General features: G+C 71.1%; 13 protein-coding genes. 5 read left to right on the top strand and 8 right to left on the bottom strand.

What is annotated here, in order from left to right:
* The first annotated feature begins 1 nt into the window (after position 1).
* Entirely contained in the window at positions 2–454 is a 453-nt protein-coding gene (locus tag ACWGDE_RS02010) for a hypothetical protein (RefSeq protein ID WP_453387014.1), read from the top strand.
* 74 nt (positions 455–528) lie between these two features.
* On the opposite strand, the gene ACWGDE_RS02005 is transcribed toward ACWGDE_RS02010, so the two are convergent.
* The gene (locus ACWGDE_RS02005; RefSeq protein WP_453387013.1) at positions 529–2,535 is read right to left on the bottom strand and encodes a CocE/NonD family hydrolase; all 2,007 of its coding nucleotides are present in this window, start codon (positions 2,533–2,535) and stop codon (positions 529–531) included.
* A gap of 73 nt (positions 2,536–2,608) precedes the next feature.
* Positions 2,609–4,126 carry a peptide MFS transporter gene (locus ACWGDE_RS02000; protein ID WP_453387012.1) on the bottom strand — a complete coding sequence of 506 codons (1,518 nt, stop codon included), beginning with the start codon at positions 4,124–4,126 and terminating at the stop codon, positions 2,609–2,611.
* Positions 4,127–4,316: 190 nt separating this feature from the next.
* On the opposite strand from ACWGDE_RS02000, the gene ACWGDE_RS01995 reads away from it, so the two are divergent.
* The 4 genes from ACWGDE_RS01995 (at position 4,317) to ACWGDE_RS01980 (ending at position 7,564) form a co-directional block, all read left to right on the top strand.
* Positions 4,317–5,327, top strand: a complete 1,011-nt coding sequence (locus ACWGDE_RS01995) for a polyprenyl synthetase family protein (RefSeq protein WP_453387011.1) — start codon at positions 4,317–4,319, stop codon at positions 5,325–5,327.
* 265 nt (positions 5,328–5,592) lie between these two features.
* The gene (locus tag ACWGDE_RS01990) at positions 5,593–6,822 is read left to right on the top strand and encodes a LolA family protein (protein ID WP_453387010.1); all 1,230 of its coding nucleotides are present in this window, start codon (positions 5,593–5,595) and stop codon (positions 6,820–6,822) included.
* 125 nt (positions 6,823–6,947) lie between these two features.
* Entirely contained in the window at positions 6,948–7,151 is a 204-nt protein-coding gene (locus ACWGDE_RS01985; protein ID WP_239516343.1) for a ribbon-helix-helix domain-containing protein, read from the top strand.
* Positions 7,148–7,564 carry a hypothetical protein gene (locus ACWGDE_RS01980; protein WP_453387009.1) on the top strand — a complete coding sequence of 139 codons (417 nt, stop codon included), beginning with the start codon at positions 7,148–7,150 and terminating at the stop codon, positions 7,562–7,564. The genes ACWGDE_RS01985 and ACWGDE_RS01980 overlap by 4 nt, the downstream gene beginning before the upstream one ends.
* Here the strand turns inward: ACWGDE_RS01980 and ACWGDE_RS01975 are convergent.
* The 6 genes from ACWGDE_RS01975 to ACWGDE_RS01950 form a co-directional block, all read right to left on the bottom strand.
* Positions 7,538–7,939: a hypothetical protein gene (locus ACWGDE_RS01975; protein WP_453387008.1), complete on the bottom strand. Its 402-nt coding sequence runs from the start codon at positions 7,937–7,939 to the stop codon at positions 7,538–7,540. The genes ACWGDE_RS01980 and ACWGDE_RS01975 overlap by 27 nt on opposite strands.
* A 66-nt stretch (positions 7,940–8,005) precedes the next feature.
* Positions 8,006–9,322: a M28 family metallopeptidase gene (locus tag ACWGDE_RS01970; RefSeq protein ID WP_453387007.1), complete on the bottom strand. Its 1,317-nt coding sequence runs from the start codon at positions 9,320–9,322 to the stop codon at positions 8,006–8,008.
* A 268-nt stretch (positions 9,323–9,590) separates the two neighbouring features.
* The gene (gene rarD / locus ACWGDE_RS01965) at positions 9,591–10,574 is read right to left on the bottom strand and encodes an EamA family transporter RarD (protein WP_453387006.1); all 984 of its coding nucleotides are present in this window, start codon (positions 10,572–10,574) and stop codon (positions 9,591–9,593) included.
* Positions 10,575–10,793: 219 nt separating this feature from the next.
* Positions 10,794–11,852, bottom strand: a complete 1,059-nt coding sequence (locus tag ACWGDE_RS01960; RefSeq protein WP_453387005.1) for a 2-oxoacid:ferredoxin oxidoreductase subunit beta — start codon at positions 11,850–11,852, stop codon at positions 10,794–10,796.
* On the bottom strand, positions 11,845–13,836 hold the full coding sequence (locus tag ACWGDE_RS01955; protein WP_453387004.1) for a 2-oxoacid:acceptor oxidoreductase subunit alpha: 1,992 nt from the start codon (positions 13,834–13,836) through the stop codon (positions 11,845–11,847). The genes ACWGDE_RS01960 and ACWGDE_RS01955 overlap by 8 nt, the downstream gene beginning before the upstream one ends.
* A 148-nt stretch (positions 13,837–13,984) precedes the next feature.
* Positions 13,985–14,644 carry a response regulator transcription factor gene (locus ACWGDE_RS01950; RefSeq protein ID WP_453387077.1) on the bottom strand — a complete coding sequence of 220 codons (660 nt, stop codon included), beginning with the start codon at positions 14,642–14,644 and terminating at the stop codon, positions 13,985–13,987.
* Between the last annotated feature and the right edge of the window lie 712 nt (positions 14,645–15,356).

Genomic DNA, 15,356 nt, shown 5'->3' with positions numbered 1-15,356 from the left:
TGTGCCCCTGAGCGACACGATGCGCGTGTTCCTCTGGGTGGCCGGCCTCACGCTGCTGGCCGTCGGGGCCGTGGTGGGGACGGTCGTGCACGGGCTCGCCGGCACCGGGCCCGGCCCTACCCGCCTCGAGGAGGCCGACGTGGCAGGGGCATGGATCGCCGAGGACGGCAGCGGTGCGCGCGTGCTCATCCACGCGGACCATTCGGCCGAGCTGTCGCGGGAGGCCCAGGCCCTGGTCTGCGTGTGGCAGTCGTGGGACGACGGCCGGGCGGGTCGGGCGACGTGGGTCTTCGGTGACGGAGACGAGCCCCGGACGTTGCGGATGGCGATCCCCGGCTCCCAGACGGTCGACGCCTGCCGCTTCGACCTCCATGCCGACGCCTCGGGGGAGCGGATGAAGCTCTCCGCCGGCCAACTGGTGCACCTGACGCTGCGCCGCGAGGACCAGGGCTGAGGGCGGCCCTCACGCCCACCGGGCGGCCCGGGGGCGCGAGGACCGCATCGTCCGCCGGGGCGGCCCCTGCGCGGTCAGACCGCCGCCCGCGGCAGTCTCCGCTCCCACGTGCGGTGGAAGAGGACCTCGTCGCCCTCGCGGCAGACGACCTCGTTCGACGTCACGAAGCCGCCCTCGTCGCACGAGATTTCGGAGCGGGTGATCACGGAGACGTCCCAGCCCAGCTCCGGCCGGTGCAGCCGTACGGTCCACGTCGAGTGGGTGCGGGCCGACAGCGGGTCCGACTCCTGGATCTCGTAGACCTCCTGCGCGTCCTCGCTGTACTCCAGCCCGTCCGGATACACCCGCGTCCCGCCGTACCGGGGGTCGACCTCCAGCCGCCAGACCCCGCGCGCGACGTCCCGTACGACCAGCCGTTCCGGCCGCGGCGCGTCCAGGGTCTCCGGGTAGGACACCCCCAGGGGCTCCGACTGCTCCGGGGCCTCGAAGAGGATGGGCTCCCCGTCGGACGACGCGTCGCGGACCGGGAGTTCCACCGCGCTGCCCGCCGGGTCCAGGATCCAGCCCCGCTCCGAGCCGGCCCGCGGCCAGATCCACGGCCAGTACGCGGAGGAGAGGGCGAGGCGGATGCGGTGTCCCGGCGGGAAGGAGTGGCCGATGCCGTTCAGTTCGAAGGCCACGTCCTCGTACGAGCCCACCGGCCACGGCACCGCCTTGTCCCGGCCCTGCCGCGCGGACAGGTTCAGCACGCCCCGGGTGACGAGCGTCGAGGAGCCGTCCGGAGCCACGTCGCAGAGGCGGGCGACGACCTGCCCGTACGGGACGTCCATGCGCAGGCGGAGGCGCACCACCGGCCGGCCCAGGATCTCCACCGGTCCGGAGCCGTCGCCGACCGGGAACTCGAAGCAGGCCGACTTCGCGTCCTCCTCCCGCTGGTCCGGCGGCAGGTCGGCGTCGTTGCCGAAGGGGAAGAAGCGGCCCGCGTCGAGGCCCGTGTGCTGCGGGGAGGCCACGATCACCGGGTCGCCCTGGAAGGCGTAGGTGACCGGGTCGACGTTCGGGGAGGGCCAGGACGGGTCGCCGACCCACCGGCCCGGCAGCGTCTCGTACGTCGTCGCGGGCGGGTGCGACTCGGAGATCCAGGAGCGCAGCGCCGGCTCGGACATCACGCCGGTGTCCTTGCCCTTGAGCCAGTGGTCCCACCAGCGCAGGGTCTCCTGGAGGAAGCCGATGGCGGGGCCCGGCGGCAGCCCCCGGTCGGGGTACTGGTGCGACCAGGGGCCGATCAGCCCGCGCACCCGGTCGGCCGGGAGGGCGGCGACCAGGCGCAGCACCGTGTCCCGGTACGGGTCGTGCCAGCCGCCCACCGCGAGCACGGCGGCCCGGATCGCCCCGTAGTCCTCGCACACGGAACCGTGGCGCCAGTACGCGTCGCGGGTCTGGTGGGCGAGCCAGTTGTGGACGAGGGGTTCGACCGCGCCGAGGCGCGAGAGCCACATCTCGCGCCAGCCCTCGCCCGCGTAGAGCGGGTCCGGCGGGCGGGAGGAGAAGGCGAGCATGGTCGCCGCCCAGGCGTGCATGTCGACGGCGAGCAGCGAGCCGCCCATGTAGTGCACGTCGTTGTCGAAGCGGTCGTCGGTCGAGCAGACGGTGACGACCGCCTTGAGGGCCTCGGGGGCGAGCGCCGCGATCTGCAGGCTGTTGAAGCCGCCCCAGGAGATCCCGAACATGCCCACGGACCCCGTGCACCAGGGCTGGGCGGCCAGCCACTCCACCACCGCGACCCCGTCGGCGAGTTCCCGGGCGTCGTACTCGTCGCCGGGGTCGCCGCCGCTGCAGCCGTGGCCGCGCACGTCGACCCGTACGGAGGCGTAGCCGTGGCCCGCGTACCAGGGGTGGCGCTGCCAGTCGCGCGGCGCGGTCCAGTCGGTCAGCCGGTACGGGAGGTACTCCAGCAGCGCCGGGACGGGCTCGTCGGTCACCGGGCGCCAGACGCGGGCGTACAGCTCGGTGCCGTCCCGCATCGGAATCCGGACATCCTCGCGGGTGGTTCCGTAGGGGAAATCGGTACGGACGATCATCGGGTCTTGACCACCAATCACCTCGGCGGACGGGCAGCGGACGGGCAGCGGGGGCGGCGGGGGCGGCGGACGGTCAGTGGACGGGGTGCATCGTGCGCTTCAGCCACGGCGCGAGCGCGATCACTGCCAGCCCCACCGCGATCGCGACGGCGCCGTTGACGCCGAAGTAGGCCGGGTTGGAGACCTGGCCGTAGACCTTGACCACCTGGGCCTGGATGCCGTTGGCCAGCGCCAGCGAGAGGAACCACAGGGCCATGGTCTGACTGGCGAACGCCTTGGGGGCGAGCTTCGTGGTGGCCGACATGCCGGAGGTCTCCAGCAGGACGTCGCCGAGGCCGAGCAGCAGGTAGGAGCCGATGATCCACCAGGCGGCCATCTTGTACGTGTCCCCGGTGTGCCCGGAGGTCGGCAGGGCCATCACCAGGAACGACAGCCCGCCCAGGATCACGCCGATGGCGATCTTGTTGGAGGCGTGCGGCTGGCGGCGGCCCATCCGGACCCACAGCGCCGCGACGACGGGGGCCAGGAGCACCTCGAAGGCGCCGAGGGCGGAGGCGTACCAGCCGGCCGGGAAGGTGAAGCCGAGGATCTCGGTGCGGGCGTTCGTCGAGGCGAGCAGCATCATCGTCGAGTACGCCTGGAAGAGGATGAAGTTGAAGGCGACCGAGGCCAGGAAGAGCACCACGTACGGGCGCAGTCGCCCCCGCTCCTCGGCGGTCACCCGGGGGCTGCGGAACATGACCGCGAAGTAGACGATCGGCGCGATGACCGAGATCAGGGTGAGCAGGTCCACGAACCGGCCCATCGTCAGCCAGCCCAGTACCGCCAGAAGGGTGGCGAGGGCGGCGAAGGCCAGGAGACCGGCAATGATCTTCGTCACTGCGGAGCGCATCGCGTCGGGCGCGAGCGCGAACTCCGCGGAATGCTTGCGTCCGGCCAGGTGACGGCGGCCCAGGACGTACTGGACCAGTCCCGCGGTCATGCCGAGGGCGGCGGCCGAGAAGCCCCAGTGCCAGCCCTTGTGATCGCCGAGCCAGGCGGTGATCAGCGGGCCGGCGAAGGCGCCGATGTTGATGCCCATGTAGTAGAGGGCGAAGCCGGCGTCGCGCCGCTGGTCGTCCGTCCTGTACAGCTTGCCGACCATGCTGGCCACGTTCGGCTTGAGCAGGCCGGTGCCGGCGCTGATCAGACCGAGGCCCACCCAGGTCATGGCGGCGGTGGGCACGGCCATGGCGTAGTGGCCGCACGCGATCAGGATTCCGCCCCACAGCACGGCGCGGTACGAACCCAGGATCCGGTCGGCGAGCCAACCGCCGGCGACGGAGACGAGGTAGACCATGGTCCCGTAGGCCGCCGAGACGGAGGCCGCGGTGCCGGGGTTCATCCCCAGGCCGCCATGGGCCACCGTGTCCGCGAAGTAGAGGACGAGGATGGCCTGCATGCCCAGGAACGAGAAGCGCTCCCAGACCTCCAGGCCCGACAGCGTGGCCAGTCCCCGGGGGTGTCCGAGGAAGGCGTGGTCGTCGCCGGGCGGCGGCTGGTCCGCCTCGGGGTCCGCGGGCTCGTCTATATCGGTCGCAGTTCTGGACAAAACGTATTCTCCGGTTGTTTCGGCTCCTCAAGAACATACCGGTGCGCATCGGGCACTGCTCGGGTGGTGACCGGGCAGCCGCCCTGGGTGATCGAAAACAGACCCGATACGCTGGCTTGAGTGATGGCAGCGACACATCGACAATCCATGTGATCGTCAACGTGATCGTCAGCAGACAGGAGTACCCCTCGTGACCGTCGTCGGGCCGTTCGGACTGAGCGTGCGGGACCAGGCTCTTGAGACCGATGTCCAGGCCGGACTGGCCGCCGTCGAGGCGGGTCTGCTGGAAGCCACCAAGAGCGAAGTCCCCTTCATCACCGAGGCCGCGCAGCATCTGGTGCGCGCCGGAGGCAAGCGGTTCAGGCCGCTGCTGGTGATGCTCGCCTCCCGATTCGGCGATCCCTACGCGCCCGGAATCGTGCCCTCGGCCGTGGTCGTGGAGCTCACCCACCTGGCGACGCTCTACCACGACGACGTCATGGACGAGGCGGACGTGCGCCGCGGCGTGGACAGCGCGAACGCCCGCTGGGGCAACTCCGTGGCCGTCCTCACGGGTGACTTCCTGTTCGCCCGCGCCTCGCACATCCTGGCGGACCTCGGACCCGAGGCCGTCCGCATCCAGGCCGAGGCCTTCGAGCGGCTGGTGACGGGTCAGATCCTGGAGACGGCCGGCCCGCGCGACGGCCGCGACCCCGTCGAGCACTACCTCGACGTCATCGCGGGCAAGACCGGTTCGCTGATCGCCGTCTCCGGCCGCTTCGGCGCGCTGATGTCCGGCGCCGACGAGTCGGTCGTCGACATCCTGACCCAGTACGGCGAGCGGCTCGGCACCGCCTTCCAGCTCGCCGACGACGTGCTCGACATCGCCTCCGACGCGCACGAGTCCGGCAAGACCCCGGGCACCGACCTGCGCGAGGGCATCCCGACGCTGCCCGTACTGCGGCTGCGCGAGATGGCCGCCCGCGACGGCAACCCGGACGACCTGGACCTCGTACGGCTCCTGGACGGCGATCTGACGGACGACGTCCGCCACGCCGAGGCGCTGTCGCGGCTGCGGGCCCACCCCGCCCTGGAGCAGGCCCGCCGCGACACCATCCGTTACGCGGAGGAGGCGCGGGCCACGCTGGGCCCGCTGCCGGAGTGCTTCGCGAAGGCAGCGCTGGTGGAGCTGTGCGACGCGGTGGTCCACCGCGCGGGCTGACACCCGCGGTCTTACCGATGGCAGAGGCACGGCCCGGCATCCCCTACGGGTAGGGGATGCCGGGCCGTCGTCTTGTCATCCCTGGGGCGTACGCACAGTTGGCTCCGGGGGCTGACGCCCCTGACCCCCTTTCTTTGGTCAGATAGAGGCACATCCCCACCAGATCGGGTGAGAGTGGCGGCGAGGGGTGGACGTGGTCGTGTTTGTCGACCACATACAAGACGGGTAGGTCGCCGCCGTACACACAGAGGTAGGGCAGACAGACATGGCAACGAACGCAAAGACCCGCAAGGCCGCTCGGTACGCCGTACCGGTCGCGGTGTTCGGTGTGGTCGCCGGCACGATCGCGATGGTCCCGGCCTTCGCGAACTCCGGCGGGCCGGACCTGCCGCAGGTGACGGCCCAGCAGCTCATCGAGAAGATCGCCGCCTCGGACGTGCAGCAGCTGTCCGGCAGCGCCAAGATCAGCACGGACCTCGGCCTGCCGTCCCTCGCCTCCGGGCTGCTCGGCGGAAACGGCGTCACGGGAGGCTCCGCGGACCCGCAGGACAAGGTCGCCCAGCTGGCGAGCGGCACCCACACCTTCCGGGTGGCCGCCGACGGCCCGGACAAGCAGAGGCTCACCTTCGTCGACGGCAAGGACGAGTACAGCCTCGTCCACAACGGCGACGACATCTGGGGATACGACTCCAAGTCCAAGGAGGCCTTCCACGAGAAGGCCCCGGCCGACGCGGGCAAGGGCGGCAAGGAGGGCAAGACGGGCGAGCGCAAGACCGGCGACCGGCTCGCCGCCACCCCGCAGGAGATCGCCCAGGAGCTCCTCAAGGCGGCCGGCCCGACCACGGACGTCGGCGTCGGCGACACCGCCCAGGTGGCCGGCCGCGACGCCTACCAGCTGGTCCTGAAGCCGAAGGCGTCCGGTTCCACGGTCGCCTCGGTGAAGATCGCGGTGGACGCCAAGAACGGTGTGCCGCTGCGCGTGCAGGTCCTGTCCACCGACGGCGGCAAGCCGATCGTGGACGCCGGCTTCACCAAGGTGGACTTCGCCAAGCCCGCCGCCGACACCTTCGCCTTCACCCCGCCCAAGGACGCCAAGGTGAACGAGGGCGGCGCGGAGCACGGCAAGGGCAACCACAAGGACGGCGGCCTGGGCGCCCTGGAGTCCATCCCGGGCCTCAGCGGCATCACCGGCGGCGCCGGGGCCGGCAAGGGCGACCTGAAGGTGATCGGCGAGGGCTGGACCACGATCGCCCGGATCGAGACCGGCGCACCCAACGGCCTGAAGGACCTCGAAGGCGCGGCGAAGGACGGCAAGGCCCCCAAGGAGGCCAAGCAGTTCCTCGACGCGCTCGGCGACAAGGTCTCCGGGAAGTTCGGCGAGGGCCGGATCTTCAAGACCCGGGTGGTCAACGCGCTGATCACGGACGACGGCAAGGTCTACGTCGGAGCGGTCACCAAGGACGCGCTCGTGAGCGCGGCCGACGCGAACAAGTAACCGCGGACGAGTAGCCGCGGCCGGGCGGCCGGCCGTCCGGGAGGGTGGGCGGGGACATTGTGTCCCTGCCCACCCTTCTCCCGTTCCCGCCCTGCGTACAGCAAGCCCGCTGTACCGTGAAAAGCATGTCGAGACACGTCACCATCCGCCTGGAAGAAGAGTTCCACGAACGCCTGAAGGCGCGCGCGGCGGCGCTGGGCACGACGGTCACCGCGCTGATCACCGAAGTCACGGAACGCGAGCTCGACGAGGACCGGAAGAACTTCCTGTCCGGGATCGAGGAGTTCGCCGACCACTGGGGCTACTTCCAGGAGCGGTTCGGGCATTGAAGATCACGATGGAGTGGGCCTGGACCGCCCTGGCCCACCACCTCCCGTCCGATCCCGCCGTGTGGGATCCCTCCGGAGTGGCCGCAGCCGTGGCCCGGCACCAGAACGACCTCGTCCTGGTCCCCGAGCAGCCCGCCCCGGACACCGCGTGGCGGGCCGCCGCGTTTCTGCACACCCTCGCGGTGTGCCCGGCGCTGGAATCCCCGATGAACGAGTTCTACGCCGCCGCCGCGACCCGCTCGTACCTGCGCGTCGCCGGGGCCAAGCAGCTGCCGTCGCCGGAGGAGCTGGGCGATCTGGTGGAGGCCGCGAAGCTGGGGCGCGCCGACGTCGAGGCGGTCGCGGAGGAACTGCGCGCCCGCATCCAGGAACCGCTGCCGGCCTCGCTACGGGGCGGCGCGCAGGACGCGTAGCACCATCGGGGCCTCGTCCGGGTGGATCCGCAGCTCGGTGGCGCCGTCCTCGGAGCGGAACGCGACGCTGATCTCGTCGGCGGAGACGGCCTCCAGCGGCGGGAAGTCCGCCGCCCGCGCCGTGGCCGTACGCCCCTTCGCGCGCCACCCGACCGGCCCGCCCGGCCCGCCGGGCGGCAGCTCCAGGCGGCCCTCGGCCCAGGCGCCGCCGGTCAGCTCCCGGTCGCGCAGATCGCACGGGACGAGGACGGGGCGGCCCTGGGCGTGGTCCGACAGACGCCTCCGCCGCCGGCGACCGCGCACGAGGAGTGCGGGGTTGATCGCGGCGGCGGCCTGGGCGAGCAGGGCGAACAGGGCGGCTATGAGCTCCGGCATGATCACATCAGATCACACCGGAGCCCCAGAGGACTAGACCAATTGGGGTGTCCTCGCGCCGTGTTCCTAGAAGGTGATCTTCCAGCTGTTGATGTAGCCGACGTCCTGCGCCGCGGCGTCCTTGACCCGCAGGTTCCACACGCCGTTGGCGACCTCGGAGGACGCGTTGACGGTGAAGGACTGGACGATGTTGTCGGCGCTGCCACCGCTGCGGTTGGACAGGCTGTAGACGGAGCCGTCGGGGGCGACCAGGTCGACCACCAGGTCACCGCGGTAGGTGTGGACGATGTTCACGTCGACCTTGGTGGTGGCCGGGGCGTTGCCCGTGACCCCCGAGACCGTGATCGGCGAGTTCACCGCGGCGGCGGGGGAGTCCGGGATGTTCACGTCCGCCGTGTTCTCGAAGGACGGGCCCGGCGGGACCGGGGTGGACGCGCCCAGGTTCCAGATCGCGTAGGCGATGGCGTCGGAGTTGCGGTCCAGGGCGGTGTCGTTGATGTTCGCCGAGGTGTCGCAGGAGGCGTGGTAGCAGCGGTCGAAGGCCTGACCGGAGGTGCCGCCCCACTTCTGGGCCTGGGCCGCCGTCTTGGTGTAGTCGGCGCCCGAGAACAGACCGCCGACCGGGATGCCCGCGCTCTTGAACGGCGCGTGGTCCGAGCGGCCGTCGCCCTCGGTCTCGATCTCCGTGGAGACGCCGATGCCCGCGTAGTAGTTCTTGAAGGTCTGCTCGATCGTCGGGTCGTCGTCGTAGACGAAGTAGCCCGGGTTCGGCGAGCCGATCATGTCGAAGTTCAGGTAGCCGGAGATCTTCGACTTCTCGGCCGCCGGCAGGTTGTTCACGTAGTACTTCGAGCCGATCATGCCGAGCTCTTCCGCGCCCCACCAGCCGAAGCGCAGGTGCTTCGTCGGCTGGAGCTGCGCCCGGGAGACGGCGAGCGCGGTCTCCAGGATGGCGGCCGAGCCGGAGCCGTTGTCGTTGATGCCGGGGCCCGCGTTCACCGAGTCCAGGTGCGAGCCGGACATCAGGACCGAGTTCGGGTCGCCGCCCGGCCAGTCGGCGATCAGGTTGTAGCCGGTCGCACCGCTGGAGGTGAAGGTCTGCAGGGTGGTCGTGAAACCGGCCGCGTCCAGCTTGGCCTTCACGTAGTCGATCGAGGCCTTGTAGCCGGCCTTGCCGTGCGCGCGGTTGCCGCCGTTGGCGGTGGCTATGGACTGCAGCTGCGCCAGGTGCGCCTTGACGTTGGCGACCGGGATGTCGGGCGGCGTCGGCGCCGCGGCGACCGAGGCCGGCGAGGCGAGCGCGGCGGGGGCGGTGGCGGCGAACAGACCGGCGACCGCGATGGCGGTCACGGCGGCCAGACGCCGGGAAACGGACAGGCTCATGTGGGGGCTCCGGGATTCCGTACTGGGGATGTGTGCGGAACGTGCGGGTGGCGCGGGTGAGCGTGCCTGCGCGTCGGCGCTTACCGCCTGGGTACGGCAGTGCGTCGTGCGTCAGTGCGAGCCTGATGTTGGGTGAGAGTGTGACTGTCCGTCAAGAACGCGATCCGGTCATGTTGGTTCGGAAATCGGACGATCCCCGCTCCGGAACTCCGGGGCGGGGATCGACGGGTGTCTGCGCGGGCTGTGGACGCGGCCCGGCGGGGGCCTCTCAGGCCGGCTCGTGCTCCGGGGTCCTGGCGCGGACGGCGGCGGCGCCCCCGGTGCGGGGGAGGCCGGCCGCCGGGAGGGATTCGAGGCGGACGGCGCGGGTGCGCCGGGCCGTGCGCAGGGCGTCCCAGGTGAGGATCGAGAGGGCGGCCCAGACCAGGGAGAAGCCGGCCCAGCGGGCGGGCGGCATGGCCTCGTGGAAGTACAGGACGCCGAGGCCGAACTGGAAGACCGGGGCCGTGTACTGGAGCAGTCCCAGGGTGGACAGCGGCACCCGGATCGCGGCGGCGCCGAAGCAGACCAGCGGGATCGCGGTGACCAGACCGGTCGAGGCGAGCAGCGCGGAGTGCCCGAGGCCCTGGGCGGCGAAGGTGGACTGCCCCTGCGAGCCCAGCCACAGCAGGTAGCCGAGGGCGGGCAGGAACAGCAGCACGGTCTCGGCGGTCAGCGATTCCAGACCGCCCATGTTGAGCTTCTTCTTGATCAGCCCGTACACGGCGAAGGAGAAGGCGAGCACGAGCGAGATCCACGGCGGACGCCCGTAGCCGACGGCCAGCACCAGTACGGCGGCCACGCCGATGGCGACCGCCGCCCACTGCGCGCGGCGCAGCCGCTCGCCGAGGAGCAGCACGCCGATCGCGATGGTGACCAGCGGGTTGATGAAGTAGCCGAGGCTGGCCTCGACCACCGCGCCGTTGTTGACGGCCCAGATGTACACGCCCCAGTTCACGCTGATCAGGGCGGCGGCGGCCACGAGGAGCGCGAGTTTGCGGGGCCGGCGGACCAGCTCGGCCATCCAGCCCCAGCGGCGCAGGGCGAGCAGGGCGAGGCCGACCACGGCCAGGGACCAGACCATGCGGTGGGCGAGGATCTCGACGGCGCCGGAGGGCTGGAGGAGGGGCCAGAAGAGGGGCACGACGCCCCACATCCCGTACGCGCCGAATCCGTAGAGCAGACCCGTGCGCTGATCGTTCTCCGCCTTCACGGGACCTCCAGTGGTAATCAAGCCAACCTCAAGACCGTAGCGCCGTACGCGCCGGATGTCATCAGCGTCGCGCGAGATGCTCATGACACTGCCGTGAACGGCCGGTGTGCGCCGCTGCGGTCCTCGGCCGCCGGGACCGCCCCCCGGACACGCCGAAGCCCGGACCTCCGGGAGGAGCTCCGGGCTGCGGAAGGCTCGGCCGGTACGCGGTGCTGCGGATCAGCCGACGACGGTCCAGGTGTCGTTCCCGCTCAGCAGCGCGCCCAGGTCGCCCTTGCCGCTGCGGTCCACGGCCGTCTCCAGCTGCTCGGCCATGAGGGTGTCGTAGACGGGCCGCCGCACGTTGCGGAAGACGCCGATCGGCGTCCGGTGCAGCGTGTCGGGGTCCGCCAGCCGGGAGAGCGCGAACGCGTTGGTCGGGGACGCGGAGGACGCGTCGTGGACCAGGACCCGCGACTCGTTCTCCGGGGTCACCGTCACGACCTCCAGGTCCCCGGTGGCCGCGTTGCGCACGACGCCCTGGGCGTTGTCGACGCCGAAGCGGATCGGCTGCCCCTGCTCCAGGCGGATCACCGCCTCCTGGGCCTGCTCGTGGTCCTTGAGGACCTCGAAGGCGCCGTCGTTGAAGATGTTGCAGTTCTGGTAGATCTCCACCAGCGCCGTGCCCTCGTGGTCGGCGGCCGCGCGCAGCACCTCGGTGAGGTGCTTGCGGTCGGAGTCCACCGTCCGCGCCACGAACGAGGCCTCCGCGCCGATGGCCAGCGACACCGGGTTGAAGGGCGCGTCGAGCGAGCCCATCGGCGTGGACTTGGTGATCTTGCCGATCTCGGAGGTGGGGGAGTACTGGCCCTTGGTCAGTCCGTAGATCCGGTTGTTGAACAGCAGGATCTTGAGGTTGACGTTGCGCCGCAGGGCGTGGATCAGGTGGTTTCCGCCGATGGAGAGGGCGTCGCCGTCACCCGTGACCACCCAGACCGACAGGTCGCGGCGGGAGGAGGCGAGCCCGGTGGCGATGGCCGGGGCGCGGCCGTGGATGGAGTGCATCCCGTAGGTGTTCATGTAGTACGGGAACCGGGAGGAGCAGCCGATGCCCGAGACGAAGACGATGTTCTCCTTCGCCAGCCCCAGCTCCGGCATGAAGCCCTGGACGGCGGCGAGGACCGCGTAGTCGCCGCAGCCGGGGCACCAGCGGACTTCCTGGTCCGACTTGAAGTCCTTCATCGACTGCTTGGCGGCGGCCTTCGGGACGAGGGAGAGCAGGGTGGGCGCCTCAGTCATTGATGGCCTCCTTGAGATGCGTGGCGAGCTGCTCGGCCTTGAACGGCATGCCGTTCACCTGGTTGTACGACTGCGCGTCGACCAGGTACTTCGCCCTCAGGAGGGTCGCGAGCTGCCCGAGGTTCATCTCCGGCACCACTACCTTGTCGTAACGCTTCAGGACCTCGCCCAGATTCCTCGGGAAGGGGTTGAGGTGGCGCAGGTGGGCCTGCGCGATGGGCAGGCCCGCGATCCGCAGCCGGCGTACGGCGGCGGTGATCGGGCCGTAGGTGGAGCCCCAGCCGATCACCAGGGTCCGCGCGCCGTCCGGGTCGTCGACCTCCACGTCCGGGACCTCGATGCCGTCGATCTTGGCCTGCCGGGTGCGGACCATGAGGTCGTGGTTGGCGGGGTCGTAGGAGATGTTGCCGGTGCCGTCCTGCTTCTCGATGCCGCCGATGCGGTGCTCGAGCCCGGGGGTGCCCGGGACCGCCCACGGACGGGCCAGCGTCCGCGGATCGCGCTTGTACGGCCAGAACACCTCGGTGCCGTCCGCGAGCTCGTGGTTGGGGCCGGAGGCGAACTGCACGGTCAGGTCCGGGAGGTCCGCCACGTCGGGGATACGCCAGGGCTCGGAGCCGTTGGCGAGGTAGCCGTCGGAGAGCAGGAAGACCGGGGTCCGGTACGTCAGCGCGATCCGGGCCGCGTCGAGCGCGGCGTCGAAGCAGTCCGCCGGGGTGCGCGGGGCCACGATCGGGACCGGGGCCTCGCCGTTGCGCCCGTACATGGCCTGGAGCAGGTCGGCCTGCTCGGTCTTGGTGGGCAGGCCGGTCGAGGGCCCGCCGCGCTGGATGTCCACGATCAGCAGCGGCAGCTCCAGCGAGACCGCCAGGCCGATGGTCTCGGACTTCAGCGCCACGCCCGGCCCGGAGGTGGTGGTGACGGCGAGCGCGCCGCCGAAGGCCGCGCCCAGGGCCGCGCCGATGCCCGCGATCTCGTCCTCGGCCTGGAAGGTCCGCACGCCGAAGTTCTTGTGCTTGCTCAGCTCGTGCAGGATGTCGGAGGCCGGGGTGATCGGGTACGAGCCCAGGTAGAGGGGGAGATCAGCCTGCTGACCTGCGGCGATCAGCCCGTAGGACAGGGCCAGGTTCCCGGAGATGTTGCGGTAGGTGCCGGTGGGGAAGGCCCGGGTGGCCGGGGCCACCTCGTAGGAGACGGCGAAGTCCTCGGTGGTCTCGCCGAAGTTCCAGCCGGCCCGGAAGGCGGTCACGTTCGCCTCGGCGATCTGCGGCTTCTTCGCGAACTTCTGCCGCAGGAACGTCTCGGTGCCCTCGGTGGGCCGGTGGTACATCCAGGACAGCAGGCCCAGCGCGAACATGTTCTTGCTGCGCTCGGCCTCCTTGCGGGAGAGCCCGAAGTCCTTCAGCGCCTCGATGGTCAGGGTGGTCAGCGGCACCGGGTGGACGTTGTAGGCGTCCAGGGAGCCGTCCTCCAGCGGGGAGGTCTCGTACCCGACCTTCGCCATGGGGCGCTTGGTGAACTCGTCGGTGTTGACGATGATCTCCGCGCCGCGCGGCACGTCCGCGATGTTCGCCTTCAGCGCGGCCGGGTTCATCGCGACCAGCACGTTCGGGGCGTCGCCCGGCGTCAGGATGTCGTGATCGGCGAAGTGCAGCTGGAAGGACGACACGCCCGGCAGGGTTCCGGCGGGGGCCCTGATCTCGGCGGGGAAGTTCGGCAGCGTCGAGAGGTCGTTCCCGAAGGAAGCGGTCTCCGAGGTGAAGCGGTCACCGGTGAGCTGCATCCCGTCACCCGAGTCGCCCGCGAAGCGGATGATCACCCGATCGAGTCGGCGCACTTCCTTGCCGTCACCCCCGGCGGTGGCAGCGCCACCGCTGGTATCCGGGTTGTCACTGTTCGGGCCCGGGGGTGTCCGCTGCTCGCCGACGACCGCGCCTTCGGCCCCGTCGGACTGCTCGGCTGGGCTACTGACCTGGCTGGTCACTGAACTGGACCTCCTTCGAGGCGTGAGCACTGCCCAAGGTCCACCCTACGTCCGTAGGGATTGCTGCCCCTGGATGCTCATTTTCTGGACCGCCCTGTGAGACGGTCTGTCCGAATCCGGCTGCCTTACCTGACAGAGTGTCAGTTGATCAAGATCTTAGGTAGGTGAGGACGGCCAGCACGCGCCGGTGATCCCCGTCACTCGGTGACAGGCCCAGCTTCATGAAGATGTTGCTGACGTGCTTCTCCACCGCCCCGTCGCTCACCACCAGCTGTTTGGCCACGGCGGAATTGGTCCGCCCCTCGGCCATCAGCCCGAGCACCTCGCGCTCGCGGGGGGTCAGCCCGGCGAGCACGTCCTGCTTGCGGCTGCGGCCGAGCAGCTGAGCCACGACCTCCGGGTCCAGGGCGGTACCGCCCCGGGCCACGCGCACGACGGCGTCGAGGAACTCGCGCACCTCCGCCACCCGGTCCTTGAGCAGGTACCCCACCCCGGTGCTGGAACCGGCCAGCAGTTCGGTGGCGTACTGCTCCTCCACGTACTGCGACAGCACGAGCACACCTATGCCGGGGTAGTCGCGCCGCAGCCGCACGGCGGCCCGCACGCCCTCGTCGGTGTGCGTCGGCGGCATCCGCACGTCGGCCACCACCACGTCCGGCAGCGCGTCCTCCGCCGCCAGGTCCGCCACCGTCTTGATCAGGGCTTCCGCGTCCCCGACGCCCGCGACGACGTCATGCCCCCGGTCGGTCAGCAACCGGGTCAGGCCCTCACGCAGCAGCACTGAATCCTCGGCGATGACCACACGCACCCTGTCTTCCACGACTTCGCAGCTCCCGTGTCCACTCGTCCCCGTTTCCCTGACGCAGCCAAGCATCCCAGCCTCGCGGCCGGATCAAGGCGGTGTGGGATCAACGTGTAGGGGTGTGGCCGCTGTTTTCGGGGTCGGAGGGGCGGGTTCCGGCCCGGAGGGCGAAAAGTCGGGGCTTTGGGCCCCGGGGGAGGGGGCCGAACGCCGTCACGGCCCGGGCCGATCACGGCCGGGGCCAATCCAGCCCCGCCGGCGCTTGAGGCGCGGTCGCGGCGCGGCGGGCGGAGATGGCGGGCGGCCCAGGCCATCGATCCGGGGGCTCGGTGGTGCGCAGCCATCTCGGCGGGCTGTCGAGTCATTGATGCGAGGCCCGGGGTCGCGCAGCCAATCCCAGCCCCGCCGGCGCTTGAGGCGCGGTCGCGGCGCGGCGGGCGGAGATGGCGGGCGGCCCAGGCAAGCGGGTCCGGGGTCTGGGAAGGCCCCCGAGCCCCACACCACCGGCCGGCCAGGCCACCGGCACGGCCCGCCCGCCCCGGCCCGGGGCGGGGCCCCGAGTCGGGGTGGCTTTGACGGTGTCCGGGGGGCGTCCCGGGTGTCGAGTGTCCTTCCGTGCCGGGCCGGGGGGGGGGGGGGGGGCCGACGGGGCCGGGCGGGGCGGAGGGGGGGCGGCCACCCCGGAAGGCCCGGCCCCCCCCCGGAAAAAAAAAAAAAC

The sequence above is a fragment of the Streptomyces sp. NPDC054956 genome (assembly GCF_053609185.1).
The sequence above is the reverse complement of the archived record's forward strand: the minus strand, read 5'-3'. Positions and strand labels throughout refer to the sequence as shown.

Excerpts from the sequence above, each read along its gene's own strand:
- ACWGDE_RS02005 (WP_453387013.1), bottom strand. The coding sequence starts at position 2,535 with ATGATCGTCCGTACCGATTTCCCCTACGGAACCACCCGCGAGGATGTC.
- ACWGDE_RS01990 (WP_453387010.1), top strand. The coding sequence starts at position 5,593 with ATGGCAACGAACGCAAAGACCCGCAAGGCCGCTCGGTACGCCGTACCG.
- ACWGDE_RS01985 (WP_239516343.1), top strand. The coding sequence starts at position 6,948 with ATGTCGAGACACGTCACCATCCGCCTGGAAGAAGAGTTCCACGAACGC.
- ACWGDE_RS01975 (WP_453387008.1), bottom strand. The coding sequence starts at position 7,939 with ATGCCGGAGCTCATAGCCGCCCTGTTCGCCCTGCTCGCCCAGGCCGCC.
- ACWGDE_RS01970 (WP_453387007.1), bottom strand. The coding sequence starts at position 9,322 with ATGAGCCTGTCCGTTTCCCGGCGTCTGGCCGCCGTGACCGCCATCGCG.
- ACWGDE_RS01960 (WP_453387005.1), bottom strand. The coding sequence starts at position 11,852 with ATGACTGAGGCGCCCACCCTGCTCTCCCTCGTCCCGAAGGCCGCCGCC.